Source organism: Mesorhizobium sp. M0074 (genome assembly GCF_040322975.1).
Taxonomy (GTDB): Bacteria; Pseudomonadota; Alphaproteobacteria; order Rhizobiales; family Rhizobiaceae; genus Mesorhizobium.
The window spans coordinates 223,520-248,008 of record NZ_JAMYUM010000003.1 but is presented as its reverse complement, the minus strand read 5'-3'; the positions used below and the strand labels follow the sequence as shown (position 1 = coordinate 248,008).

The 24,489-nt window shown below is 61.1% G+C and carries 26 protein-coding genes; 23 read left to right on the top strand and 3 right to left on the bottom strand.

The features are described from left to right. Positions 1-52: 52 nt before the first annotated feature. Positions 53-205, bottom strand: a complete 153-nt coding sequence (locus tag NKJ73_RS06365; RefSeq protein ID WP_254817366.1) for a hypothetical protein — start codon at positions 203-205, stop codon at positions 53-55. A 195-nt stretch (positions 206-400) separates the two neighbouring features. Between NKJ73_RS06365 and coaD the strand changes: the two genes are divergently transcribed. The 8 genes from coaD to NKJ73_RS06325 all read left to right on the top strand — a co-directional run bounded on the left by coaD (position 401) and on the right by NKJ73_RS06325 (position 6,611). Next, a complete protein-coding gene (coaD, locus tag NKJ73_RS06360; protein ID WP_352568729.1) occupies positions 401-901 on the top strand; it encodes a pantetheine-phosphate adenylyltransferase in 501 nt (166 codons plus the stop codon). A 75-nt stretch (positions 902-976) separates the two neighbouring features. Next, entirely contained in the window at positions 977-1,567 is a 591-nt protein-coding gene (locus tag NKJ73_RS06355; RefSeq protein WP_352471695.1) for a peptidylprolyl isomerase, read from the top strand. A gap of 29 nt (positions 1,568-1,596) precedes the next feature. Next, complete coding sequence (locus tag NKJ73_RS06350; protein ID WP_352568728.1) at positions 1,597-2,109, top strand: peptidylprolyl isomerase; 513 nt, start codon at positions 1,597-1,599, stop codon at positions 2,107-2,109. Continuing rightward, positions 2,106-2,504 carry a hypothetical protein gene (locus NKJ73_RS06345; protein WP_352568726.1) on the top strand — a complete coding sequence of 133 codons (399 nt, stop codon included), beginning with the start codon at positions 2,106-2,108 and terminating at the stop codon, positions 2,502-2,504. Before NKJ73_RS06350 ends, NKJ73_RS06345 begins: the two co-directional genes overlap by 4 nt. 12 nt (positions 2,505-2,516) lie before the next feature. Next, a complete protein-coding gene (gene queA, locus NKJ73_RS06340) occupies positions 2,517-3,602 on the top strand; it encodes a tRNA preQ1(34) S-adenosylmethionine ribosyltransferase-isomerase QueA (protein WP_352568725.1) in 1,086 nt (361 codons plus the stop codon). After that, positions 3,592-3,861: a hypothetical protein gene (locus tag NKJ73_RS06335; RefSeq protein ID WP_352568724.1), complete on the top strand. Its 270-nt coding sequence runs from the start codon at positions 3,592-3,594 to the stop codon at positions 3,859-3,861. The genes queA and NKJ73_RS06335 overlap by 11 nt, the downstream gene beginning before the upstream one ends. A 24-nt stretch (positions 3,862-3,885) precedes the next feature. Then, entirely contained in the window at positions 3,886-5,016 is a 1,131-nt protein-coding gene (gene tgt / locus NKJ73_RS06330; RefSeq protein WP_352568723.1) for a tRNA guanosine(34) transglycosylase Tgt, read from the top strand. 149 nt (positions 5,017-5,165) lie between these two features. Beyond that, complete coding sequence (locus NKJ73_RS06325) at positions 5,166-6,611, top strand: glycosyltransferase family protein (protein WP_352568721.1); 1,446 nt, start codon at positions 5,166-5,168, stop codon at positions 6,609-6,611. Between the two features lie 9 nt (positions 6,612-6,620). Here NKJ73_RS06325 and NKJ73_RS06320 read toward each other — a convergent pair whose 3' ends face one another. Continuing rightward, positions 6,621-7,040, bottom strand: a complete 420-nt coding sequence (locus NKJ73_RS06320) for a DUF4864 domain-containing protein (RefSeq protein WP_352568720.1) — start codon at positions 7,038-7,040, stop codon at positions 6,621-6,623. Between the two features lie 242 nt (positions 7,041-7,282). Between NKJ73_RS06320 and NKJ73_RS06315 the strand changes: the two genes are divergently transcribed. The 15 genes from NKJ73_RS06315 (at position 7,283) to glpK (ending at position 23,744) form a co-directional block, all read left to right on the top strand. Continuing rightward, complete coding sequence (locus tag NKJ73_RS06315) at positions 7,283-7,519, top strand: Lrp/AsnC ligand binding domain-containing protein (RefSeq protein WP_023674883.1); 237 nt, start codon at positions 7,283-7,285, stop codon at positions 7,517-7,519. Between the two features lie 172 nt (positions 7,520-7,691). Next, positions 7,692-9,104: a circularly permuted type 2 ATP-grasp protein gene (locus tag NKJ73_RS06310; protein WP_352568719.1), complete on the top strand. Its 1,413-nt coding sequence runs from the start codon at positions 7,692-7,694 to the stop codon at positions 9,102-9,104. A gap of 192 nt (positions 9,105-9,296) precedes the next feature. After that, the gene (locus tag NKJ73_RS06305) at positions 9,297-10,238 is read left to right on the top strand and encodes an alpha-E domain-containing protein (RefSeq protein WP_023674885.1); all 942 of its coding nucleotides are present in this window, start codon (positions 9,297-9,299) and stop codon (positions 10,236-10,238) included. A 61-nt stretch (positions 10,239-10,299) separates the two neighbouring features. Beyond that, complete coding sequence (locus NKJ73_RS06300) at positions 10,300-11,094, top strand: transglutaminase family protein (RefSeq protein ID WP_352455718.1); 795 nt, start codon at positions 10,300-10,302, stop codon at positions 11,092-11,094. 31 nt (positions 11,095-11,125) lie between these two features. Beyond that, a complete protein-coding gene (locus NKJ73_RS06295) occupies positions 11,126-11,857 on the top strand; it encodes a proteasome-type protease (RefSeq protein WP_254817354.1) in 732 nt (243 codons plus the stop codon). A 61-nt stretch (positions 11,858-11,918) separates the two neighbouring features. Further along, positions 11,919-13,331 carry a pyridoxal phosphate-dependent decarboxylase family protein gene (locus tag NKJ73_RS06290; RefSeq protein WP_352568718.1) on the top strand — a complete coding sequence of 471 codons (1,413 nt, stop codon included), beginning with the start codon at positions 11,919-11,921 and terminating at the stop codon, positions 13,329-13,331. 128 nt (positions 13,332-13,459) lie between these two features. Beyond that, positions 13,460-14,227, top strand: coding sequence for a DeoR/GlpR family DNA-binding transcription regulator (locus NKJ73_RS06285; protein WP_023674889.1), 768 nt, complete (start codon positions 13,460-13,462; stop codon positions 14,225-14,227). A 125-nt stretch (positions 14,228-14,352) separates the two neighbouring features. Beyond that, positions 14,353-15,879 carry a glycerol-3-phosphate dehydrogenase gene (gene glpD / locus NKJ73_RS06280; protein WP_352568717.1) on the top strand — a complete coding sequence of 509 codons (1,527 nt, stop codon included), beginning with the start codon at positions 14,353-14,355 and terminating at the stop codon, positions 15,877-15,879. A gap of 39 nt (positions 15,880-15,918) precedes the next feature. Continuing rightward, positions 15,919-16,998: an ABC transporter ATP-binding protein gene (locus NKJ73_RS06275; RefSeq protein WP_254817350.1), complete on the top strand. Its 1,080-nt coding sequence runs from the start codon at positions 15,919-15,921 to the stop codon at positions 16,996-16,998. A 9-nt stretch (positions 16,999-17,007) separates the two neighbouring features. Next, entirely contained in the window at positions 17,008-18,075 is a 1,068-nt protein-coding gene (locus NKJ73_RS06270; protein ID WP_352568716.1) for an ABC transporter ATP-binding protein, read from the top strand. A 1-nt stretch (position 18,076) separates the two neighbouring features. Then, entirely contained in the window at positions 18,077-18,943 is an 867-nt protein-coding gene (locus tag NKJ73_RS06265; protein ID WP_023674893.1) for a carbohydrate ABC transporter permease, read from the top strand. 1 nt (position 18,944) lies between these two features. Further along, complete coding sequence (locus tag NKJ73_RS06260) at positions 18,945-19,859, top strand: carbohydrate ABC transporter permease (protein ID WP_352448784.1); 915 nt, start codon at positions 18,945-18,947, stop codon at positions 19,857-19,859. A gap of 173 nt (positions 19,860-20,032) precedes the next feature. Next, a complete protein-coding gene (locus tag NKJ73_RS06255; protein ID WP_031193610.1) occupies positions 20,033-20,299 on the top strand; it encodes a DUF2160 domain-containing protein in 267 nt (88 codons plus the stop codon). 78 nt (positions 20,300-20,377) lie between these two features. Continuing rightward, positions 20,378-22,105 carry an ABC transporter substrate-binding protein gene (locus NKJ73_RS06250; protein WP_352568715.1) on the top strand — a complete coding sequence of 576 codons (1,728 nt, stop codon included), beginning with the start codon at positions 20,378-20,380 and terminating at the stop codon, positions 22,103-22,105. A 145-nt stretch (positions 22,106-22,250) separates the two neighbouring features. After that, positions 22,251-23,744: a glycerol kinase GlpK gene (glpK, locus tag NKJ73_RS06245; RefSeq protein ID WP_352568714.1), complete on the top strand. Its 1,494-nt coding sequence runs from the start codon at positions 22,251-22,253 to the stop codon at positions 23,742-23,744. A gap of 85 nt (positions 23,745-23,829) precedes the next feature. Here glpK and NKJ73_RS06240 read toward each other — a convergent pair whose 3' ends face one another. Continuing rightward, positions 23,830-24,306: a BA14K family protein gene (locus tag NKJ73_RS06240; RefSeq protein WP_352568814.1), complete on the bottom strand. Its 477-nt coding sequence runs from the start codon at positions 24,304-24,306 to the stop codon at positions 23,830-23,832. Positions 24,307-24,489: the final 183 nt, after the last annotated feature.

Sequence of the window (24,489 nt, the reverse complement as noted above, 5' to 3'; positions counted from 1 at the left end):
TTTGCCACGACGGCGCCAGCCCTATGGGCCGGTGTGTGAAGACACCCGCAATCTAGAAGTGGCGATAAGGCTTGCGGTTGCCGAAGCCTTCGAACCGCTTGGTATTGGCCTTGGCGCGGACGCGCTGTGCTTCCTGATGCAACCCGAATACGGTAGCGATCAGCATGGCGACGGTCATTGCGGTGGCGAGCATGTAGATCAGCATGTGCGTGTTCTCCTGCGCCTAACAACGATTAGATGGGTGTTTGGTTTCATCTTCTGCAGCTGCAACTTAGTGAACACTGCGTGAAGCTGTTGTGAGCGGCACATTCATCTGTCGTTCACGTCGGCCAAAAGGTTCATGGGGCGGGCTGGCGATCGGATTTGCCTTTAGGGGAGAGGCTCGCTAGAAGCACCTGCCATGACCGAACGCATCGCCCTTTATGCCGGCTCTTTCGACCCGCTGACCAACGGCCATCTCGACGTGCTGAAGGCGTCGCTGGCCGTGGCGGATACAATCTATGCGGCGATCGGCATCCATCCCGGCAAGAAGCCGTTGTTTTCCTTCGAGGAACGGATTGGCCTGATCGAAACGGCCGCGAAGGCGGAATTCGGCAGCGACGGTGCGCGTATCAAAGTAGTCGCCTTCGACGGGTTGGTGATCGATGCGGCCAGGAAGCATGGCGCCTCGATCATCATCCGCGGCCTGCGCGACGGCACCGATCTTGACTATGAGATGCAGATGGCCGGCATGAACGAGACCATGGCGCCGGAGCTGCAGACCGTGTTCCTGCCCGCCAGCCCTTCAGTGCGCACCATTACCGCCACACTTGTGCGCCAGATAGCTTCGATGGGAGGCGACATCCGCCCCTTCGTGCCGGCGGCCGTGGCCGGCGCGCTCACCGCCAAATTCGCGAAATAAATGCATGTCACCCAAAAGTGGAACCCGGCTTTGGGTAACGACATGCATGAACGAAGATATTCGGAGAAAGATCCCATGCAGCTGAAAAAGCTTGCCTTCTTGCTTGCCGTGCTTGCCGGTCTTGTGACCGCATCCGTGTCGGCCTTTGCCGCCGATCCGGAAAACACCATGATCGTAACGCTGAAGGACGGCGACGTGACCATCGCGCTGAGGCCCGACCTTGCGCCGAAGCACGTCGCGCAGATCAAAAAGCTGGTGCGCCAGGGCGCCTACGACAACGTCGCCTTTCACCGCGTCATCGACGGCTTCATGGCGCAGACCGGCGACGTCAAGTTCGGCAACATGAAGAGCGGCTTCAATGCCGACGCTGTCGGCACCGGCGGCTCCGATCTTCCTGACCTGCCGGCCGAATTCTCCAGCACCGAGCACTACCAGCGCGGCGTGGTCGGCATGGCCCGCTCCGACGATCCGAATTCCGCCAATTCGCAATTCTTCATCATGTTCGCGCCGGCACCGCCGCTCGATGGCCAGTACACCATCGTTGGCAATGTCGTCAGCGGCATGGAGCTGGTGGACCACATCAAGAAAGGCGACGAGGCGCAGAACGGGACGGTGACCGACCCCGATCGCATGATCAAGGTGCGCATCGCCGCGGACGGCAAGTAACCCCAATTGTTCAAAAGGATATTTCTGACATGGCCGAAATCAAGGACCGCGAGAACGCGCTTATCATGGACACGACCAAGGGCAAGGTCGTCATCGAATTGTTTCCAGATCTGGCGCCCGGCCATGTCGGCCGTATCAAGGAGCTGGCGCGCGAAGGCGCCTATGACGGCGTGGTCTTCCACCGCGTCATCGACGGCTTCATGGCGCAGACCGGCGACGTGAAGTTCGGCAATTCCAACAAGCCGTCTTTCGCGCCATCGCGCGCCGGCACTGGCGGTTCCGACAAACCCGATCTGAAGGCCGAGTTCTCCAACACCAACCACGGCCGCGGCACCTGCTCGATGGCGCGCTCGCAGAACCCGAACTCGGCCAATTCGCAGTTCTTCATCTGCTTCGACGATGCCGCCTTCCTCAACCGCCAGTACACGGTATGGGGCCAGGTCATCGAAGGCATGGACAACGTCGACAAGATCAAGCGCGGCGAACCGGTGCAGGATCCTGACAAGATCGTGTCGCTCAAGGTCGCGGCCGACGTGAAATGACCGGCCGGGCTGTCGCGGCCATCGCATTTGTGCTCGTCGCGGCGGCCACTCCGGCGCTGGCAACGGAATCGATCGTCTGCAGCGCCGACGGCGGCGCGGCATCGATTGATGTTTTGATGGGACACACGGCCGTCATTGCGGTGGCTCGTGTGTGGCTGGATGCCGGCGGCAAGACATGGACCACGGACGGACAGGCAGGCTCAACGAAAGTCATCGTTGGACAGGCATTCGAAGACGACGAGCGCATGCTGATCGATCTCACTGATGAGGGCCTCAGCTCGATCGTCGCCAAATTGCGGCTGGTCAAGGCCAGCGAGCAGTCCAGCTTCGCAATGGGCGGTACGCTGAGCATAGACAGTGTCGGCGCCTGGGCGGTGACCTGCCCGGAACCTTGAGGCGGGGATTTCTTGCGCGTCGATCTTTTCGACTTCGATCTGCCGGAGGAGCGCATCGCGCTTCGCCCAGCCGAGCCGCGCGACAGTGCCAGGATGCTGGTGGTCAGGCCGGGTGAGGGGCTCGAAGACCGGACGGTGCGCGACCTGCCGGCCCTGCTCAAGGCCGGTGATGTGCTGGTCTTCAACGACACCAAGGTCATTCCGGCACAATTGAAGGGCATCAGGCGGCGCGGCGAAGCAGCAGCGCAGGTCGAAGCCACGCTGCATATGCGGATGGCGCCCGACCGGTGGCTCGCCTTCATGCGTCCGGGCAAGCGCATCGCCGCCGGCGATCGCATCCATTTCGGTCATGACGCCAATTCCTGCTTTCTCGGCCAGCTCGACGCGACAGTGATCGAGAAGGGAGAAGGTGGCGAGGTGCTGCTCGGCTTCGACCTGTCAGGTCCGTTCCTCGACGAGGCGCTGCATGCCGTCGGCCACATCCCGCTGCCGCCCTACATCGCTTCCAAGCGTGACGACGACGAACGCGACCGCAGCGATTACCAGACCATTTATGCCAAGGAGGAGGGCGCCGTGGCCGCGCCGACGGCAGGGCTGCATTTCACGCCGGAGCTGTTTGCGACGCTCGACGCCAAGGGCATAGAGCGCCGTTTCGTCACGCTGCATGTCGGCGCCGGTACGTTCCTGCCGGTGAAGGCGGACGACACCGCCGACCACAAGATGCACGCCGAAACCGGTTCGGTCAGCCCGGAAACCGCCGAGGCGCTGAATGCGGCGAAAGCAAAAGGAGGGCGCATTATCGCCGTCGGCACGACATCGCTGCGCTTGTTGGAGAGCGCGGCTGGCGAGGACGGCAGGCTGGCAGCATGGTCAGGCCCGACCGACATCTTCATCACGCCCGGCTATCGCTTCAAGACCGCAGACATGCTGATGACCAATTTCCATCTGCCGCGTTCGACGCTGTTCATGCTGGTTTCGGCCTTCTGCGGTTTGCAGACGATGCGCGCGGCCTATGCGCATGCGATCGAGAACCGCTACAGGTTTTATTCCTATGGAGACGCAAGTCTTCTGTTCAGGGAGGATAGTAATGGACGATGACCTGGAAACCTTCGGCCGCGAAGCCTTGATCACCGAGGTCAGGAAACTGCGCGCCGGAATCCGCCAACACCGCGACGCCACCGGCCATGATCTGTGCTGGCATCATCCCGACCTCTGGTCGCTTTTGCCCGAAAAGACCGAGCCGGCGATTGCCGTGCCACCGTGGCCGAAATTCATGCGCGGCTGCATCCGCTACCGGCAATCACTCGATAAGCAGGCTCCGGACGCGCCGGTATTCGACAAAGAGTTCGATGGCTAGGGAATTCAATGACTAACGCATTCAATGACTAACGCATTCACCTTCAAGGTGCTGGCGACCGACGGCAGGGCGCGGCGTGGTGTAATCACCATGCCGCGCGGCGAAATCCGCACGCCTGCCTTCATGCCGGTCGGCACCGGCGGCACGGTGAAGGCCATGTATATGGATCAGGTGCGCGGCGTCTGCTCGGACATTATCCTCGGCAACACCTACCACCTGATGCTGAGACCCGGCGCCGAGCGCGTGGCGCGGCTCGGCGGCCTGCATGAATTCGCCCGCTGGCCGCATCCAATCCTGACCGACAGCGGCGGCTTCCAGGTGATGTCGCTGTCGAAGCTGCGGAAACTGACCGAGAACGGCGTTACCTTCCGTTCGCATATCGACGGCGGCGCCTACGAGATGTCGCCGGAGCGTTCGATAGAGATCCAGGGGCTGCTCGATTCCGACATCCAGATGCAGCTCGACGAATGCACAGCGCTGCCGGCCAAGCAGAACGAGATCGAGCGTGCCATGGAGTTGTCGTTGCGCTGGGCCGAGCGTTGCAAGACGGCATTCGGCGAGCAGCCCGGCAAGGCGATGTTCGGCATTGTGCAAGGCGGCGACGTGCCGGATCTGCGGCTGCGCTCGGCGCAGGCGCTGAAGGCAATGGAGCTGAAGGGCTACGCGATCGGCGGGCTGGCTGTCGGCGAGCCGCAAGCGGTGATGCTGGAGATGCTCGACATCACTTGCCCGGAGCTGCCGGCTGACCGGCCGCGCTACCTGATGGGCGTCGGCACCCCGGACGACATTTTGAAGTCGGTGGCGCGCGGCATCGACATGTTCGACTGCGTGATGCCGACGCGGGCAGGGCGCCACGGCCTTGCATACACACGGCGCGGCAAGGTCAATCTGCGCAACGCCCGCCATGCCGACGATCCGCGTCCGCTCGATGAGGAAAGCGACTGCCCGGCCGCACGCGACTATTCGCGGGCCTATTTGCACCATCTGGTGCGCTCGCAAGAGGCGCTTGGGGCGATGCTCCTGACCTGGAACAATCTGTCCTATTACCAGCAGCTGATGCGCGACATTCGTGAAGCGATCGAGGCTGGCAGGTTCGCCGAACAAGCCGAGATCATCACGCAGCAATGGGCAAACGGTGACCTCGCCGTCCGGTAGGCATGCTCGCCAGGAATCCGGCTCCAGGGAGGAGTTGCCCCTTCCATGAACTGTTTTGAAACGACTGCCTAATAAGCATTGCCGGACGACATCGGGCGAGGATCAAGAACCTGTTCGTTTCGGGGCAAGTTTCAGTTCCTGGCACGACGGTGCGGACGAACGGCATCGCCGAGCCTTCGCCTTCCGTGGCTGTCCAGCAATGGACGGCGGGGTCGTTGCTTGCCGCTCTGGCGATCGCAGTGACCGGCCTGGTCTTGCGCTTACTTGGCGCGCGCGGCGACCTTTGGCTGGACGAGATCTGGAGCTTTGCGCTGATCGAGCCGCTGACCTCGATCGACCAGATATTCTGGCGCGTCAATCACGACAACAATCATTTCCTCAACTCGGTCTATCTCTATCTCATTGGCCCCGATGCTTCGCCGCTGATCCAGCGAGGTCTGTCGATAGCATTAGGTGTTGCCACGATCGGTGCGGCGGCAGCGAGCGCCGCATCGCGCGGACGACAGGCGATGATTGCCACAAGCCTGTTGTTTGCCGTGAGCTACCCAATGATCCATTACGGCTCGGAGGCGCGCGGCTATGCCGGCCTTGTGCTGTTCACGCTGCTTTCGGTCATTTTTCTGGAGCGCCGGCTCGACAGTAGACGGTGGTCTGGCGTGGCCTTGGCAGCGGCGATCCTTTTCGGCTTCCTGTGCCACCTCACCATGATCGGAATGGTGGCGGTCCTCGCAATATGGACCGCCTGGCTCGCCTGGCAGCGTACGGCGAAGGTCGGCCGTGTCGTTGCGGACCTGGCGTCGATCTTCCTGCCGGGCTTGCTTGCCGTGCTGCCGCTGGCTGTCGGCGTGTTTGTCGGCGGCAGGCTGTTCGGCTTCAGTGTCGGTGGTGTTTCGCCGTTCTCGATTGCCGCCTTCGCGCAGGGCTATGGCGGGATGATCCGCTCTCTGTTCGGGCTGCCACCCTGGTTCGGTGACGGGCCCTACATCGTTGCCGCCTGCTGTCTTGTCGGCCTCTCCGCCGGTGTCTGGCGCGGTCGCCGAGCCAGCCTTTATGCGATCGGGATTATCGGACTGCCTTTGCTCATGGCGGCGGCGCATCTGCCCAACCTCGAGTTCCCACGCTATTTCATCATCAGCGGAACATTGCTGCTGCTCTGGGCCGGCGAGATGATTGGCCGCGGCCTGGATGCTCGCGGGACTGCAAGGCTACTTGCGATGGGAGCGCTGGCGATCGTGGTGAGTGGAAGCATTTCGTCGCTGCTTCAGTTCTATCAATATGGACGCGGCTCCTACGCCGCTATCGTCGATGAAATGACCAGGAACGGCGCAACCACCTATGCCAGCGACGGCAATTTCCGCACCCCCATTGTCGTCGACTATTTTGCGGCGCGAATGGATCGTCGGGCATTGCTGGTTCCAGACGACGGGATGTGCACCGAACGGCCCGCCTGGCTGGTCCTCGAGGGGGACGTGGACAAACAAGCCGAACATGTCGAACCGACGGCCGCATGCGCTCTGGCCTATGAACGGGCCGATGCGTCGAGGCATTGGGGGTTTTCAGGCCTGAGCTGGACGCTCTACCGGCGACAGGATTGAAACACCCCTTTAGGTGCTGAGCGACGTGGACGCACGCAGGCTGCAGCCGGTGATCCGAAAGCTGCCGTCAGGCTGTAGTTCGAGCGTGTAGACCGCCTCGTAGTCCTTGCCATCCGGGCCGACGATCAGCACTTGCTGGATGATCGAGGTCGGGCTCGTCTCGCGAACCTTGCCGAAGGAGTAGGTCTGCGGTTGGCGCACCGGCAGATAGCCTTTTGTCACCATGTTCATGAAGGTATCGACGGTCGGAAAGATGCGTTTCACATTCGGTGCGGCAAAGCTGTAGGCCGTCATTCCGTCATTGGCGATGAAGGCCCTCAACTGCCCATCGATGACCGTCTGCGCCGCTTTGACTTCGGCGTCGCCAGCAAAGGCCTGGGATGCGAAAATGAATGGAACGACTGCGAATGCGAAAAACGCGCGGCGCATGGCCTGTCTCCGTTGTCCCTGAGAAATCGCTGCCTGAAGGTACATAATACCATACGCTTTGCAGTGCTTCAGGGTTTCAGCCGAGCGCAAACATTCGGCGTGGCAGTCCGTGTCCGAGCCGAGAAAGCATTGTCGAGGCGAGAACAGCCTGAGCGATTGCCGATGCTTGAAAGGCGAACGGCAGTCTGCCACAAGGGCCGCTCGATTATACCTAGAGCGTGCGATGTGAGCAGGACCAGGCAATGAAGGCATTTTTCGTGCAGATAAAGTGCGATCTGGGCAAGGCCTACGACGTTGCCAGCGCCCTGGCCGATGCCGAGATTGCTTCGGAAATCTACTCGACAGCCGGAAACTACGACCTGCTCGCCAAATTCTATGTCGACGACGAGGAAGACATCGGCCACTTCGTCAACGAGAAAGTGCAGATTCTCCCGGGCATCAAGGACACGTTCACGGTCGTCACCTTTCGCGCTTTTTGATCCGCATCCGGCATCTGCCCGGACACCAGGCAAAGCCTGATCAAGGCCCTATTGGTGCTGCCTTAATTTTAGGCAAGTGCGATATACTGATCGCCGGCGCCCAACAAATCACCGATTGCGCTTGATTTTCTCCAGCGAGGCCAGTGAAATGGCGCCACAGGGGAGTATGCGATTGGCAGCGTTCGATGAAATGCTTCCGGAAGTTTCCGGGCTGAGAAAACCGTATTCGGCTTACGATCGCTGGCTGAAGGAACAGGACCCGGCCAGACTTACCGAGAAGATGCAGGACGCCGAACGCGTCTTTCGCAAGACAGGCATCACTTTCGCCGTCTACGGCGAGCAGGAAGCATCGGAGCGGCTGATACCCTTCGATATCGTTCCGCGCATCATTTCGGGCAATGAATGGCGACGGCTGACGCAAGGCATCGAGCAGCGCGTCCAGGCGCTGAACGCCTTTCTCGACGACATCTACCATCGCCAGGAGATCTTGCGCGCCGGCCGGGTGCCGAAGGAGTTGATCGCCAAGAACGAGGCGTTCCTGCCCGAGATGATCGGGGTGCGGCCGCCGGCCGGCGTCTATACCCACATCATCGGCGTCGACATCGTACGCATCAGCGAGAACGAGTTCTACGTGCTGGAGGACAATGCGCGCACGCCGTCCGGCGTCTCCTACATGCTGGAGAATCGCGAGACGATGATGCAGCTCTTCCCCGAGCTGTTCCAGCAGATCAAGGTGCGGCCGGTTGAGAATTACCCGCAGCTCTTGCGCCAGTCCCTGGCGGCAGTGCGGCCGCAAAGCACCAAGGGCGCGCCGACCATTGCCGTGCTGACGCCGGGTAGCTTCAACTCGGCGTATTTCGAACATGCTTTCCTTGCCGACCAGATGGGCGTGCAGCTTGTCGAGGGGCAGGATCTGCGCGTCGTCGATGGCCATGTCGCGATGCGCACCACCGAGGGCTACAAGCAGATCGACGTGCTTTACCGGCGTGTCGACGACTCGTTCCTCGATCCGCTGACCTTCCGCCCCGACTCGGCACTTGGCGTGCCGGGCATTATGGACGTCTACCGCGCCGGCAACATCACGATCGCCAATGCGCCGGGAACCGGCATCGCCGACGACAAGGCGATCTATTCGTACATGCCCGAGATCGTCGAATTCTACACCGGCCGCAAGGCGATGCTCGGCAACATCCCGACCTGGCGCTGCTCGGAGCCGGACAGCCTGGAATACGTGCTCGAGCACATCGATGAATTGGTTATCAAGGAGGTCCACGGGTCCGGCGGTTACGGCATGCTGGTCGGTCCGGCGGCGACCAAGAAGGAATGCGAGGATTTTTCCAAAAAGCTCGCGGCAAAACCGTCGAACTACATTGCTCAGCCGACGCTGGCGCTGTCGACCTGTCCGATCCTGACGGACAAGGGGCTGGCGCCGCGCCATGTCGATCTGCGCCCCTATGTGCTGGTTTCCGACCGTATCCAGATCGTGCCCGGCGGGCTGACCCGAGTAGCGCTCAAGGAAGGCTCGCTGGTCGTCAATTCCTCGCAAGGCGGGGGCACGAAGGATACGTGGGTGTTGGATGATTAGAGTGGAAGTAGCGAGTAGGGAATAGCGAATGGTGAATAGTGAATAGTGAATAGTGAATAGTGAATAGATAAGGATATGGGTCGTTGATGTTGGTGAAATGCCCTGAAGTGAAGCGCGCGGAATCGCGCCCTGGAATCTGGATAGTCACCATTCACCATTCACCTTTCACTATTCACCACAGGACCGCCTGACATGCTTCTCGGCCGCACCGCCAACGGGCTCTACTGGATGAACCGCTACATCGAGCGGGCGGAAAACATGGCGCGATTGGTGGATGCCGGCCTGCGCATGGCGCTGACTCGTACCCAGAACGCTTCGGAGGAGTGGAATTCGGTGCTGCTCAGCGCCGGTTCAGACGCCAGCTTCACGCAGAAATATTCCGACTACACCGCCGCCAATGTCGCCGACTATCTGCTGCGCGACACATCGAACCCGTCGAGCACGATGTCGTCTATCGAAACGGCCCGTAACAATGCCCGCATGGTGCGCACGGCACTGACGCGTGAAACCTGGGAAAGCATCAACGAAGCCTGGATGTCGCTGAAGCGGATGCTGGCCAAGCCGATCGACGAGCGCGACCTGCCCAACGCACTCGACGCAATCAAGCGCGAGACGGCGCTGATCCGCGGCTCGTTCTACGGCACGATGCTGCGCAACGAGATTTTCGATTTCTCGCAGCTCGGCACTTATGTCGAACGCGCCGACAACACCGCGCGCATCCTGGATGTGAAATACTATGTGCTGTTGCCGTCGATCTCCTGGGTCGGCTCGACGCTCGACAACTACCAGTGGGAATCGATCCTGCGCTCGGTGTCGGCGCACCGTTCCTATCGCTGGGTCTATGATGCCGACTACAAGCCGAGCAACATCGCCGATTATCTGATCCTCAACGTCCGCATGCCGCGCTCGCTGACCTTTTGCTACCGCTTCCTGACGGAGCATCTCAAATTCCTGGGTGACGACTATGGGGAGCGCCACGCCTGTCATGCGACGGCTGCCAAGACCCAGGCCATGCTGACGGCCGGGTCGATCAAGGATATTTTCGACGCCGGCCTGCACGAATTCCTGGCCAATTTCATCCGCGACAACACCAGGCTCGGCGACGAGATCGCGCAGGATTACAGGTTCTATTGAGCATGACCCCAAAAAGCGGAGACCGGTTTTCGGAAAAGCTCATGCTCCAGGGACGAGTGCGATGCGGCTGAAGATCACCCACCGGACGGAATACCGCTACGATGCGCCGGTGCATTATTTGTTGCAGCGTTTGCGGCTGCTCCCGGTGAACGGGCGCACCCAGACGGTACTGTCCTGGGCGCTGAAGATCGAAGGCGCACGCGAGGAAGTGCGCTTCACCGACCATTTCGGCAATGATACCCGGCTGTTGAGCGTCGAGGGCGAGCGCGACTTCATCACCGTCGAAGCAGCCGGCGAAGTGGTGACGCGCGACACCGCTGGCGTCTGCGGACCGCACCAGGGTTTCGCGCCGCTCTGGCTGTTCGGCCAGGAAACGCCGCTGACGACGATCGGCAGCGGCATTCGCGAGCTTGCTGCCTCGGTCGGCAAGGGTACCGACATCGAAAGGCTGCACCGGTTGATGGCGGTGATCGGCGAGCGCGTCGCTTATACGCCGGACACCACCAACGTGACGACGCCGGCCGAAGAGGCCCTGGCGCTCAAGACCGGCGTTTGCCAGGACCACAGCCACATCTTCGTTGCCGCGGCGCGTGCCATGGATTTTCCGGCCCGCTATATCAGCGGCTACCTGATGATGGATGCGGCGATCGAGCAGGCGGCAAGCCACGCTTGGGCCGAGGCGCATGTCTCGGGCCTCGGCTGGGTCGCCTTCGATGTCGCCAACGGCATTTCTCCGGACGAGCGTTATGTGAAGGTGGCGACCGGCCGCGATTATCGCGACGCCACGCCGGTATCTGGAATTCGGCTGGGACAGGCGGAAGAACAGCTTGCGGTCACCGTCACCGTGGAGCAGTAATCCCCGGCAAGATTGTTGCCAAAGAGATTCGATGACCTATTGCGTCGGCCTGAAGATCGATCGCGGGCTCGTGTTCATGTCGGACACGCGCACCAACGCCGGCATGGATTCGATCTCGACCTTCAGGAAGATGCATGTCTGGGAAGAGCCGGGCGAGCGCGTCATCGTTTTGATGTCGGCCGGCAATCTGGCGACGACGCAGGCCGTGGTCAGCCTGCTCGACGAACGCACCAAGGCAGTGGCGGAGCGCCGTGCCACGCTGCTCGAAACGCCCTCCATGTACCAGACAGTCCGGTTGGTCGGAGACACCGTCAAGGAGGTCATCGCCAGTTCGTCGCCGGCTGGCGAAAAGGCGGATTCCTACTTCAACGCCTCCTTCATCCTCGGCGGTCAGATCAAGGGCAGCGCGCCGCGCCTGTTCATGATCTATCCGGAAGGCAATTTCATCGAATCGACCGACGACACGCCGTTCTTCCAGATCGGTGAGACCAAATACGGCAAGCCGATCATTATCCGCGCTTATGAAAGGACGATGAGTTTCGCCGAGACGGTGAAATTGCTGCTAGTGTCGTTCGACTCGACGCTGAAGTCGAACCTGTCGGTCGGCCTGCCGCTCGACCTGCTGTTCTATGAAAAGGACACTTTCAAGGTCGGCCTCAAAAAGCGAATAACCCAGGACGATCAATATTATCGTACGATCTCGGATAGCTGGTCGAACGCGCTGAAGACCGCCTTTGCCAGTCTGCCTGATTTTCCCGAATGAAAACCTTCGTTTTTCGTGCTCTTTGATCGCGGCTCGATGAGGCGCCACGGAGGCGAAGAAGATGAATAGCAACGAATTCCGCGAGTGGTCGCTGCGAGCGGCTGAATGGGGCGTCGACTACAGAAACAGCCTTCGCGAGAGACCGGTGCGGCCGCTTGTCGAGCCGGGCGAAATCTTCAAAAGCGTCGATGCCGCGCCGCCGGAAGACGGTGAAACGATGCAGGCAATCTTCGCCGATTTCGAACAAAAGATCCTGCCTGGCATGACGCACTGGCAGCATCCGCGTTTCTTCGCATATTTCCCGGCCAATGCGGCACCGGTCTCAGTCGTGGCCGAGTATCTGGTTTCCGCGATGGCCGCGCAATGCATGCTCTGGCAGACCTCGCCGGCGGCAACCGAGCTCGAGACGCGGGTCGTCGACTGGATGCGGCAGGCGCTTGGTTTGCCGGAGGGATTTTCCGGCGTCATGCAGGATTCGGCTTCATCGGCGACGCTTGCCGCCGTGCTGACCATGCGCGAGCGCGCGCTCGACTGGCAAGGCAACAAGAACGGCTTGCAAGGGCAGCCGGTCGTGCGGATCTATTCTTCCGACCAGGTCCATACTTCCATCGACCGGGCGATCTGGGTGTCGGGGATCGGCGAGGCGAACCTCGTGCGCATTCCGGTCGCCGGACGCTTCCGCGCCATGCAGACGGCGGCTCTGGAAGCCGCGATCGTTACCGACCGCGAAAACGGCATGCTGCCGGCGGGCATCATCGCCAGCGTCGGCGGCACAAGTACCGGCGGCACCGACAATGTGGCGGCTGTTGCCGAGGTGGCGAAGCGGCACGGGCTCTACCTGCATGTCGATGCCGCATGGGCCGGCTCCGCCATGATCTGCCCCGAGTTCCGGCATTTCTGGACCGGCGCCGAAAATGCCGATTCCATCGTCTTCAACCCGCATAAATGGTTGGGGGCACAGTTCGATTGCTCGATGCAGTTCATCCGCCAGCCGGAAGATCTGGTCCGCACGCTGGCGATCAAGCCCGAATTCCTCAAGACGCATGGCCGCGACGGGGTCATCAACTACTCCGAATGGTCGGTGCCGCTCGGCCGAAGATTCCGCGCGCTGAAACTTTGGTTCCTGCTGCGTGCGCATGGCTTGGAAAATCTGCGGACCATGATCCGCAACCATGTTGCCTGGAGCGAGAGCCTCGCCGCGCGGCTGGCTCGGGAACCGGATTTGGAGATCGTCACGCAACCGATGCTGTCGCTGTTCTCATTCCGCCATCTCGCGGCTGCGGGAATCGGCCTTGACGAGCACAATTTGCGGCTGGTCAACGCGATCAACGATGACGGCCGCATTTACCTGACGCAGACCCGGGTGGACGGGCAGGTGGCGATCCGCTTTCAGGTCGGGCAGTTCGAAACGACTGCGGCGGACGTCGATACTGCTTTCGAGGTCATCACTGAGATCGCGCGGGGGCTGAGTTGATACCCTCGTCGAGATTGCGCCGGAGCTTTTCTCTCTGCAGTCGCCCGATTTTCATTAGCCGGCCCATACCTGTTCATGGCTTTCGTTTTCAGCTATAGACGAGAAAAACGAAAATGAGAGGTTGCTAGATGTATCTGTCGCCGCGTCATTCCGAAATCATCCAGATGGCCAAGGACCATGGCCGCGTACTGGTCGAGGAGCTGGCGACGCATTTCAACGTGACGCCGCAGACGATCCGCAAGGATCTCAACGATCTCTGCGACCAACGGCTTTTGTCCCGCATCCATGGCGGGGCATTGTTCCCCTCCGGCATCGAGAACATGGAATATGAGGCTCGGCGCAAGATCGCCGCCGAGGAGAAGGAGGCGATCGGCCGCGCAGCAGCCCGGCTGATCCCCGACAACGCGTCTCTGTTCATCAATATCGGGACAACGACGGAAGCTGTCAGCAAGTCGCTGCTCGATCACAGCGGCCTGATGGTCATCACCAATAACATCAATGTTGCCAACAGGATGCGCATATATCCTTCGATCGAGGTCGTGATCGCCGGCGGTGTCGTGCGCGGTTCCGACGGCGGTGTGGTCGGCGAGGCCGCGGTCGATTTCATCAGGCAGTTCAAGGTCGATTTTGCGGTGATCGGCGCCTCGGCCATCGACCATGACGGCGCACTGCTCGACTTCGATTTTCGCGAGGTGAAGGTGGCTCAGGCGATCATCGCCAACGCCCGACATGTGATCCTGGTGTCGGACCAGACCAAATTCGAGCGCACCGCGCCCGTCCGCATCGGCCATCTGTCGCAGGTCAACACCTTTATCACCGATCGTTGCGACATCCCGTCGGTGCGTAAGATCTGCCAGGAGGCAGAAGTTCAGCTGATCGAAACGTCGCTATCCTAGAGATGCCGTAGCGGCATCTTCCGCCTATCATATTTCGTTTGACATTCGTTATCATTTCGAAATAATTCCTCTACGGTTTCGCAAGAACCCAAAAATGCTGCAATGCGAAATCGAGGGAGGATTCTTTGAGCGCATCACCGATTCATGACATTTTCGTCATCGGTGGCGGCATCAATGGCTGCGGCATCGCCCGCGATGCCGTTGGACGTGGCTTTTCGGTTTTTCTTGCCGAGATGAACGATCTGGCCAGCGGGACCTCTTCCGGCTCGACCAAACTGATCCATGGCGGCTTGCGCTATCTCGAATTCTACGAATTCCGCCTGGTGCGGGAAGCGCTGATGGAACGCGAGGTCCTGTGGAGGAACGCGCCGCATATCATCTGGCCGATGCGCTTCGTGCTGCCATACGCCAAGGGACTGCGTCCTGCCTGGCTCATCCGGCTCGGGCTTTTCCTCTACGACCATATTGGCGGGCGCAAATTGCTGCCGCCGACGAAAACGCTGGACATGGCCAAGGATCCGGCCGGCAAGCCGCTGAAGCCGCTGTTTCGAAAGGCGTTCGAATATTCGGACGGTTGGGTCAACGATGCCCGGCTGGTTGTGTTGAACGCCCGCGACGCTGCCGAGCGCGGCGCAACCATTCGAACCCGAACAAAGGTCGTCAGCGCACGCCGCGAAGGCAATCTCTGGACGGTCAGGCTTGAAAATGTGCGGACCGGCCATACCGAGGAGGTCAAGGCGCGGCTGCTGGTCAATGCCGCCGGCCCGTGGGTCGATCAGGTGCTGTCGGCCACCGTCGGCTTGAACGACGTGCACAATGTCCGCCTCGTACAAGGCAGCCATATCGTCGTGGGCAAGAAATTCGACGACCCACGCGCCTATTTCTTTCAGAATAAGGACGGGCGCATCATTTTCGCCATCCCTTACGAGGACGAATTCACGCTCATCGGCACGACCGACCGTGACTATCCCGGCGATCCGCACAACGTCAGGATCAATGACGCCGAGATCGACTATCTCTGCGCTGCGGCAAGCGAATATTTCGCGCAGCCGGTCAAGCCGTCGGATATCGTCTGGACCTATTCCGCGGTGCGACCGCTCTACGACGATGGCGCCTCAAAGGCGCAGGAAGCCACCCGAGACTATGTGCTGAAGGCCGATGGAGGCGAGGGTGCCGCCCCGATCGTCAACGCCTTTGGCGGCAAGATCACGACCTACCGCCGATTGTCGGAATCGATGCTCGAGAAGATCGAGGGTTTTCTCGGCAAGCGCGGCAAACCATGGACGGCAAACGCGCCGCTGCCCGGCGGTGACTTTCCCGTCACCGGCTTCGATGCCGAGGTGGCGAAACTGAAAACGGCGTACCCGTTCCTCGACGCCCGGCTGGCCCGCCGGTTGACCCGGCTCTACGGCACCCGCGCAAGGAAGCTGCTGGGCCTCGCCAAGTCGAACGTCGATCTTGGCCGCAACTTCGGCGCCGATCTCTACGAAGCCGAGGTGCGCTACCTAGTCGAAAACGAATGGGCGATGACTGCCGAGGATGTATTGTGGCGCCGGACCAAGCGCGGCCTGCGTCTCAGCCGTGAGCAGGCGGCAGTGCTCGACGAGTTCATGCGCGGAATAAGCCGGCAGCACGTAGCGGCTGCCGAATAGGAACGGCCGACTGATGCAGAAAGCCTGGGAGGAGGCATCATGCTTGAACTGAGAAACGTGACGAAGACGGTGGGTGCGGCGGAACATATCCGCGACGTCTCGCTGACGCTTCAGCACGGCTCGCTCAACGTCCTGCTCGGGCCGACGCTCTCCGGCAAGACCAGCCTGATGCGGCTGATGGCGGGCCTCGACGTGCCGACCTCGGGCTCGGTCTGGTTCGATGGCAAGGATGTCACCGGCATGCCGGTGCAAAAGCGCAACGTCGCCATGGTCTACCAGCAATTCATCAATTATCCGGCGATGACGGTCTACGAAAACATTGCCTCACCGCTGCGGGTGGCCGGCACGGATCAGGCAACGATCGACAGGGAGGTGCGCAATGCCGCCGCCCTTCTCAAACTAACGCCCTATCTCGACCGGACGCCTCTCAGTCTGTCGGGCGGCCAGCAGCAGCGCACCGCGCTGGCCCGCGCCATCGTCAAGAATGCCAGCCTCGTGCTGCTCGACGAGCCGCTCGCCAATCTCGACTACAAGCTGCGTGAAGAATTACGCGCGGAACTGCCGAAAGTCTTCGCGGCCGCCGGTACAATCTTTGTTTATGCCACGACCGAGCCGCACGAGGCCTTGTTGCTCGGCGGCAACACGGCGACGCTTTCCGAGGGCAGCATCACCCAGTTCGGGCCGACCATCGAAGTGTTCCGCAAACCGGTCGATCTGGTGACGGCGAGAACCTTCGCCGATCCGCCGCTCAACACCATCGTGCTTGCCAAGAAGGGCCTGGATTTCCTGCTCGAGGGCGGCGTGAAGTTGCCGGTGCCGGCCGAACTCTTCGGCATTGCCGATGCGATCTATACGATCGGCTTCCAGCCTCATCATCTGTCCCTCGATCGACCCAACGCCGCCGCAGTGCCGGTGCGCGCAAAGGTGACGATCACCGAGATCACCGGATCGGAAAGCTTCATCCATCTCGATTTTGCCGATGCGCGCTGGGTCATGCTGACCCACGGCATTCGCGACTTCGAGCCGGACGAGGAGGTCGAGGTGTTCATCGACCCGCGCCACATCATGGTCTTCGACGAGCACGGCCGCGCCGTGGCCGCGCCGAAGCTGGCGGCTTAGGAGGAAGCGATGGCGCGCATCGATGTCAATCATATCCGCCACTCCTATCTGCAGAACCCGCGCACGGATGCCGATTTCGCGCTGAAGGAAGTGCACCACACGTTCGAGGATGGCGGCGCTTATGCGCTGCTCGGCCCATCCGGCTGCGGCAAGACCACGCTGCTCAACATCATTTCGGGATTGCTGCATCCCTCGCATGGCCAGCTGCTGTTCAACGGCAGGGACGTGACCAATCTGTCGACCCAAGAGCGCAACATTGCCCAGGTCTTCCAGTTCCCGGTGATCTACGACACGATGACCGTCTACGACAATCTGGCGTTCCCGCTGCGCAATCGCGGCGTGCCGGAGGCCGACGTCGACCGCAAGGTGCGCGAGACGCTGGAGATGACCGGGCTGGCCGATATGGCCAAACGAAAGGCGCGCGGACTGACCGCCGACCAGAAGCAGAAAATCTCGCTCGGACGCGGGCTGGTGCGCTCCGACGTCAATGCCATCCTGTTCGACGAGCCTTTGACCGTCATCGACCCGCATATGAAATGGGTGCTGCGCTCGCAGTTGAAGCAGCTTCACCGCCGCTTCGGCTACACCATGGTCTATGTCACGCACGACCAGACCGAGGCGTTGACCTTCGCCGACAGGGTGGTCGTCATGTATGACGGCGAAATCGTGCAGATCGGCACACCGGCGGAGCTGTTCGAGCGCCCGCGCCACACCTTTGTCGGCTATTTCATCGGCTCGCCCGGCATGAATGTCATGCCGGTGGCGATCGACGGCAAGACAGCGAAGCTGGGCTCGCAGCAGATCGAACTGCCGGGCGTGCCCAAGGCGGGCGGCGGCGCCATCGAGCTCGGCATCCGTCCCGAATATGTTCGCCTGGGCAGCCAGGGCATGGCCGTCCGGGTCAGCAAGGTCGAGGACGTCGGCCGCCACAAGGTGGTCCGTGCCAATCTCGAAGGACGCGAGATCGCCGCCGTCATCGGCGAGGACGAGACAGTTCCGGCTGATCCGAAGGTGCGGTTCGACCCGGCCGGCATCAACATCTATGCCGATTCCTGGCGCATCGAGATGGGGGCCTGAAGTGGAAAAGACCTGGAACAACAGAGCCTGGTTCCTGGTGCTGCCGGTGCTGCTGCTGGTGGCGTTCTCGGCGGTCATACCGCTGATGACGGTCGTCAATTATTCGGTGCAGGACACTTTCGGCAATAACGTCTTCTTCTGGGCCGGCACGGAATGGTTCGAGGAACTGCTTTCCTCCAGCCGCTTCTGGCAGGCGATGATCCGCAACCTTGTCTTCTCCTTCATCATCCTGGCGATCGAAGTGCCGCTCGGCATCTTCATTGCGCTCAATATGCCGAAGAAGGGTTGGGGCGTGCCCGTTTGCCTTGTTTTGATGGCGTTGCCGCTGCTGATCCCGTGGAACGTCGTCGGCACCATCTGGCAGGTGTTCGGGCGCAACGACATTGGCCTGCTCGGCTATTACGTCAACGCGCTCGGCATCGACTATAATTATGTGCAAGACCCATATGACGCCTGGGTCACGGTCATCATCATGGACGTCTGGCATTGGACCAGCCTCGTCGTTCTGCTCTGCTATGCCGGCCTGGTCTCGATCCCGGATGCCTTTTATCAGGCGGCCAAGATCGACGGTGCCTCGCGCTGGGCGGTGTTCCGTTACATCCAGCTGCCGAAGATGAACCGCGTGCTGCTGATCGCCGTGCTGCTGCGCTTTATGGATAGCTTCATGATCTACACCGAACCGTTCGTGGTGACCGGCGGCGGACCCGGCAACTCGACGACCTTTCTTTCGATCGATCTCGTCAAGACCGCGCTCGGCCAGTTCGACCTCGGCCCGGCGGCGGCGATGTCGCTGGTCTACTTCCTTATCGTCCTGTTGTTGTCATGGGTGTTCTACACCGTGATGACCAATTACGACGCGGAGCGTTGAGATGAGCCGCACCGAAGAGAGAGCCGATAGGGTGAGCGAGACGACAGCTTCGGAAGGGCTCGCCAGCACGCTACGGCAGGACGAGATCGCACGGCTGATGCGCCGTCGCGGCGAGGAGTCGCGTTGGTGGTGGATCGTGCCGACGCTCTACATCATCGTTCTGCTTTTGCCGATCTACTGGCTCATCAATATGAGCTTCAAGACCAATGGCGAGATCGTCTCGTCGCTGACGCTCTACCCGCACGCACCGACATTGGCGAATTACCGCACCATCTTCACCGACGCGTCCTGGTACTCTGGCTACATCAACTCGATCACCTATGTGGTTATGAACATGGTGATTTCGGTGGCTGCGGCACTGCCTGCTGCCTATGCCTTTTCGCGCTATCGCTTCCTCGGCGACAAGCATCTGTTCTTCTGGCTGCTGACCAACCGCATGGCGCCGCCGGCGGTGTTCGCGCTGCCATTCTTCCAGCTTTATTCGGCCTTCGGCCTTATCGACACCCACATCGCCGTGGCTCTGGCGCATTGCCTGTTCAACGTGCCGCTGGCGGTGTGGATCCTCGAAGGCTTCATGTCGGGCGTACCCAAGGAGATCGACGAGACCGCCTATATCGACGGCTATTCGTTCCCGCGCTTCTTCATCAAGATCTTCATGCCGCTGATTGCGAGCGGCATCGGCGTCGCGTGCTTCTTCTGCTTCATGTTCTCGTGGGTGGAGCTCTTGATCGCCCGTACGCTGACGACAACCGATGCCAAGCCGATCGCCGCGACCATGACCCGCACCGTTTCGGCCGCCGGCATGGATTGGGGGCTGCTCGCCGCAGCCGGCGTGCTGACGCTGATTCCCGGCGCGCTCGTCATCTGGTTTGTGCGCAACTACATCGCCAAGGGCTTTGCCCTGGGGAGGGTATGATGGAGCAGGTCGACAGAAGCCCATGGTGGTGGGCCGTGCTGCTTCTCGCCCTGGTCGTCGTGGCCTGGGTGGCACTTCAAATCGATTTCGTGGCAATAACGGTAGGCTTCAGCGATCCGGCTAATATCCGACTGTGGGGATTTAACCTCTCGTCCAACCTCGATTTTTCGTGGATGGCCTGGACGTGGCCGACCGCGGCCTTCTTTGGAACCATCTTTCTGCTGCTTTGCGGCATGGCGGTGTGGGAATACGTCTCGCCGGGCGGCAATCCGCGCGTCGGCGTGCTGCGGTTCGAAACGACGCGTGGCGACCGCCTGTTCCTGTCGCTGCTTGGCAGCGCCTTTATCCATCTCGCTTGGCTGGGTCTAGTCGGACCCAATCTGTGGTGGGCTCTCGCTCTCTCCGTGGTCTACGCCGTCGGCGTGTTCCGCTACGTATAGAGGGGGAAACTGTTGGAACGGCGGCGTGCCGGCCGCCGATCCAGATCGCACTTTGAACTTTAACAGTGGAGGAAATACATGCGACGGCAATTCTTGACATCAACAACTGCGCTTGTCCTGTTGCTCGGGGCAAGCAATGCCTATGCCGGAATGGACGAGGCCAAGGCCTTCCTCGATAAGGAAATCGGGCCCCTTTCGACGCTTTCGCGCGCCGACCAGGAAGCCGAGATGCAATGGTTCATCGATGCCGCGAAACCTTTCGCCGGCATGGATATCAAGGTGGTTTCCGAAACCATCGCCACGCATCAGTATGAATCGCAGGTGCTGGCGCCGGCCTTTACGGCCATCACCGGCATCAAGGTTACGCATGACGTCATCCAGGAAGGCGACGTCGTCGAGAAGATCCAGACCCAGATGCAGACCGGCCAGAACCTCTATGACGGCTGGGTCAACGATTCCGATCTGATCGGCACGCACTGGCGCTACCAGCAGGTGCGCAACCTGACCGACTGGATGGCAGGCGACGGCAAGGATGTCACCAACCCGAATCTCGACCTGAAGGATTTCATCGGCACTTCGTTCACCACCGCGCCCGACAAGAAACTCTACCAACTTCCCGACCAGCAGTTCGCCAACCTCTACTGGTTCCGTTACGACTGGTTCAACGACGAGAAGAACAAGGCGGACTTCAAGGCCAAATACGGCTACGACCTCGGCGTGCCGGTGAACTGGTCGGCCTATGAGGACATTGCAGCGTTCTTCACCGGGCGTGAGATCGACGGCAAGAAGGTCTACGGCCATATGGACTATGGCAAGAAGGACCCGTCGCTCGGCTGGCGGTTCACCGACGCCTGGCTGTCGATGGCCGGCAATGGCGACAAGGGCATTCCGAACGGTCTGCCCGTCGACGAATGGGGCATCAAGGTCGACGAGAATTCGCGTCCGGTCGGTTCCTGCACGGCGCGCGGCGGCGACACCAATGGTCCGGCTTCTGTCTATGCCATCCAGAAGTACCTCGATTGGCTGAAGGCCTATGCACCGGCGGAAGCCCAAGGCATGACCTTCTCCGAATCGGGGCCAGTTCCGGCGCAGGGCGCGGTTGCCCAGCAGATCTTCTGGTACACCGCCTTCACCGCCAGCATGGTCGACGCCAGCGCCAAGGCGGTGCTGAACGACGACGGCACGCCGAAATGGCGCATGGCGCCGTCGCCGCATGGCGTCTACTGGAAGGACGGCATGAAGCTCGGCTATCAGGACGTCGGTTCCTGGACGCTGATGAAGTCGACGCCGACCGACCGCGCCAAGGCCGCCTGGCTCTACGCGCAGTTCGTCACCTCGAAGACGGTCGACGTGAAGAAGAGCCATGTCGGCCTGACCTTCATCCGCGAGAGCACGATCCACGACAAGAGCTTCACCGAACGTGCGCCAAAGCTCGGCGGCTTGATCGAGTTCTACCGCTCGCCGGCGCGCGTCCAGTGGTCGCCGACCGGCACCAACGTGCCGGACTATCCTAAGCTGGCACAGCTCTGGTGGCAGGCGATCGGCGATGCTTCGTCGGGTGCCAAGAGCGCGCAGGAAGCGATGGACTCGCTCTGCGGCGAGCAGGAAAAGGTGATGAGCCGCATCGAGAAGTCGGGCGTCCAGGGCGATATCGGCCCGAAGATGGCCGAAGAGCATGACCTCGCCTACTGGAATACGGACGCGGTCAAGAAGGGCAATCTCGCTCCTCAGCTCAAGATCGAGAACGAGAAGGAAAAGCCGGTCACCATCAACTACGACGAGCTGGTGAAGAGCTGGCAGCAATAGGACCGTTTGATGCGGGCGTCCGCGCCCGCATCGCCATGCTCAGGGGAGGCGGCATGTTGCCGTCTCCCCTGTTTGCGTGAACGGCTCCGCGCCATCTGGCGTCGAGACATCGTAGCACCTTGAATTCGCTTCGACGGGAGAGAGAATGACCGGATATATCCTTGCAATCGACCAGGGGACGACATCGAGCCGGGCGATCCTGTTCGACGACAAGATGATGGTCGTCGGCAGCGGGCAAAAGGAATTCACGCAATATTATCCGGCCTCCGGCTGGGTCGAGCACGATCCCGAGGAGATCTGGTCGAGTGTCGTGGAAACGGTAGAGGCTGCGCTGAAGACAGCCGGCCGCAATGCGGCGGATGTCGCGGCGATCGGCATCACCAACCAGCGCGAAACCGTCGTCATCTGGGACAAGGAGACCGGCAAGCCGATCCACAACGCGATTGTCTGGCAGGACCGCCGCACCGCGCCGCTGTGCCAGAAATTGAAGAAGCTGGGACTGGAGAAGAAATTCACGAAAAAGACCGGCCTGCTGCTCGATCCGTATTTCTCCGGCACCAAGATCGCCTGGATGCTGGACAAGGTGAAGGGCGCAAGAAAACGCGCCGAGAAGGGCGAGCTGCTGGCCGGCACCATCGACAGTTTCCTGATTTGGCGGCTGACCGGCGGCAAGGTCCACGCCACTGACGCCACCAACGCCTCGCGCACACTGGTCTACAACATCGAACAAAACGCCTGGGACGACGAGCTGCTGGCCATTCTTGGCATACCTGCAAGAATGCTGCCGCAGGTGAAAGATTGTGCCGATGATTTTGGAATCACCGACAAAAGCCTGTTTGGTGCACAGATCAGAATCCTCGGTGTGGCCGGCGACCAGCATGCGGCGGCGATCGGCCAAGCCTGTTTCGAGCCAGGCATGATGAAATCCACCTACGGCACCGGTTGCTTCGCGCTGCTCAACACCGGCAGCGATCTGGTGCGTTCGAAGAACCGGCTTTTGACCACCATCGCCTACAGGCTGAACGGCAAGACCACCTACGCTCTGGAAGGCTCGATCTTTATCGCGGGCGCCGCCGTGCAATGGCTGCGCGACGGCATCAAGGTAATCGGCAAGGCCGAGCATAGCGGCAAATTGGCAGCGGAAGCCGATCCGACGCAGAACGTCTATCTTGTGCCGGCTTTCGTCGGGCTCGGGGCACCGCACTGGGATGCCGGAGCGCGCGGCGCCATCTTCGGGCTGACCCGCAACTCGGGGCCGGCGGAATTTGCCCGCGCGGCACTGGAATCAGTCGCGTTCCAAACACGCGACCTGCTTGACGCCATGCGCAAGGACTGGAAGGCCGCCTCGGCCAAGACCGTGCTCAGGGTCGATGGCGGCATGGTGGCGTCGGACTGGACCATGCAGCGGCTGGCCGACATTCTCGATGCGCCGGTCGACCGGCCGACAATTCTCGAGACGACAGCACTCGGTGCGGCATGGCTGGCCGGCTCGAAGGCCGGTGTCTGGCCGAAGGCGCGGGAATTCGCCAGGAGTTGGGCGCTCGAGCGCCGGTTCAAGCCGGACATGGATGCTTCGACACGTGCGGCCAAGCTGGCCGGTTGGCGCCACGCTGTGCGCAGGACGCTAAGTACGCAATAGGCAGGGATGCCCCGAGCCCCGGGATTCGCACTAATGAAAAACCCGCGCCGTTTCGGGCGCGGGCTTGCAGCCTCTAATCTGGGACTCAGTAAGGCGACCGGCACTGCCGGCGCGGACCGTAGTTGGGCTGGTAAGTGTTGTCAGAAGCGCGATAGCTCCGATAACGATCATAGCACCACTGCACGTGGGCATCGCCACGATAGACACGATTCTGGTTGACGATCGCGCCGGTAATCAGCGCTCCGGTAGCAAACGCAGCCAGCGGGAACCAGAAATCGCCGTGACGGCGATAGCCGCGACGATATTCGCGATAGCCGCGATGGCCGCGCCAATACATGCCGTCGTTACGCGCAAAACTGCGCCGGGAGAAATCGCGACGCGAGAAATCGCGATTGAAACTCCGGTGCCTCCGCCACGGCTCGTACTGGACGGTCTGGACATTCGAGGTGAGCCCCTGGGCGGGGGGCGCATAGCTGGGCTGAGCGTTGACTGGCACGATCTCCGCGGCAGCGAATGAGATCGAAAGAGTGGTCGCCAGCAGGCCCGACATGATCCTATTCATGGTCTTCTCCTTGAAACGCATGTCCCTTATCGCGGGAAACGGGCAGGCTGCGCAAATTGTTCCGCCAAAAATCCCAAGTTGCTGATCCGCAAAGGTTCTTCCGATTTGCTGCTTGCCTTTGTCGGCATAGAGGGCGAGCTTCGGTCTTGCGCGAGAACGAGGCCGTTCCGTCGACGCCGAAGC

What these genes read in the sequence shown, in the direction of transcription:
- NKJ73_RS06365 (WP_254817366.1), bottom strand. Translation starts at nt 205, where the DNA reads ATGCTGATCTACATGCTCGCCACCGCAATGACCGTCGCCATGCTGATC.
- coaD (WP_352568729.1), top strand. Translation starts at nt 401, where the DNA reads ATGACCGAACGCATCGCCCTTTATGCCGGCTCTTTCGACCCGCTGACC.
- NKJ73_RS06355 (WP_352471695.1), top strand. Translation starts at nt 977, where the DNA reads ATGCAGCTGAAAAAGCTTGCCTTCTTGCTTGCCGTGCTTGCCGGTCTT.
- NKJ73_RS06350 (WP_352568728.1), top strand. Translation starts at nt 1,597, where the DNA reads ATGGCCGAAATCAAGGACCGCGAGAACGCGCTTATCATGGACACGACC.
- NKJ73_RS06345 (WP_352568726.1), top strand. Translation starts at nt 2,106, where the DNA reads ATGACCGGCCGGGCTGTCGCGGCCATCGCATTTGTGCTCGTCGCGGCG.
- NKJ73_RS06335 (WP_352568724.1), top strand. Translation starts at nt 3,592, where the DNA reads ATGGACGATGACCTGGAAACCTTCGGCCGCGAAGCCTTGATCACCGAG.
- tgt (WP_352568723.1), top strand. Translation starts at nt 3,886, where the DNA reads ATGACTAACGCATTCACCTTCAAGGTGCTGGCGACCGACGGCAGGGCG.
- NKJ73_RS06320 (WP_352568720.1), bottom strand. Translation starts at nt 7,040, where the DNA reads ATGCGCCGCGCGTTTTTCGCATTCGCAGTCGTTCCATTCATTTTCGCA.
- NKJ73_RS06315 (WP_023674883.1), top strand. Translation starts at nt 7,283, where the DNA reads ATGAAGGCATTTTTCGTGCAGATAAAGTGCGATCTGGGCAAGGCCTAC.
- NKJ73_RS06305 (WP_023674885.1), top strand. Translation starts at nt 9,297, where the DNA reads ATGCTTCTCGGCCGCACCGCCAACGGGCTCTACTGGATGAACCGCTAC.
- NKJ73_RS06300 (WP_352455718.1), top strand. Translation starts at nt 10,300, where the DNA reads ATGCGGCTGAAGATCACCCACCGGACGGAATACCGCTACGATGCGCCG.
- NKJ73_RS06295 (WP_254817354.1), top strand. Translation starts at nt 11,126, where the DNA reads ATGACCTATTGCGTCGGCCTGAAGATCGATCGCGGGCTCGTGTTCATG.
- NKJ73_RS06290 (WP_352568718.1), top strand. Translation starts at nt 11,919, where the DNA reads ATGAATAGCAACGAATTCCGCGAGTGGTCGCTGCGAGCGGCTGAATGG.
- NKJ73_RS06285 (WP_023674889.1), top strand. Translation starts at nt 13,460, where the DNA reads ATGTATCTGTCGCCGCGTCATTCCGAAATCATCCAGATGGCCAAGGAC.
- NKJ73_RS06275 (WP_254817350.1), top strand. Translation starts at nt 15,919, where the DNA reads ATGCTTGAACTGAGAAACGTGACGAAGACGGTGGGTGCGGCGGAACAT.
- NKJ73_RS06270 (WP_352568716.1), top strand. Translation starts at nt 17,008, where the DNA reads ATGGCGCGCATCGATGTCAATCATATCCGCCACTCCTATCTGCAGAAC.
- NKJ73_RS06260 (WP_352448784.1), top strand. Translation starts at nt 18,945, where the DNA reads ATGAGCCGCACCGAAGAGAGAGCCGATAGGGTGAGCGAGACGACAGCT.
- NKJ73_RS06255 (WP_031193610.1), top strand. Translation starts at nt 20,033, where the DNA reads ATGGCCTGGACGTGGCCGACCGCGGCCTTCTTTGGAACCATCTTTCTG.
- NKJ73_RS06250 (WP_352568715.1), top strand. Translation starts at nt 20,378, where the DNA reads ATGCGACGGCAATTCTTGACATCAACAACTGCGCTTGTCCTGTTGCTC.
- glpK (WP_352568714.1), top strand. Translation starts at nt 22,251, where the DNA reads ATGACCGGATATATCCTTGCAATCGACCAGGGGACGACATCGAGCCGG.
- NKJ73_RS06240 (WP_352568814.1), bottom strand. Translation starts at nt 24,306, where the DNA reads ATGAATAGGATCATGTCGGGCCTGCTGGCGACCACTCTTTCGATCTCA.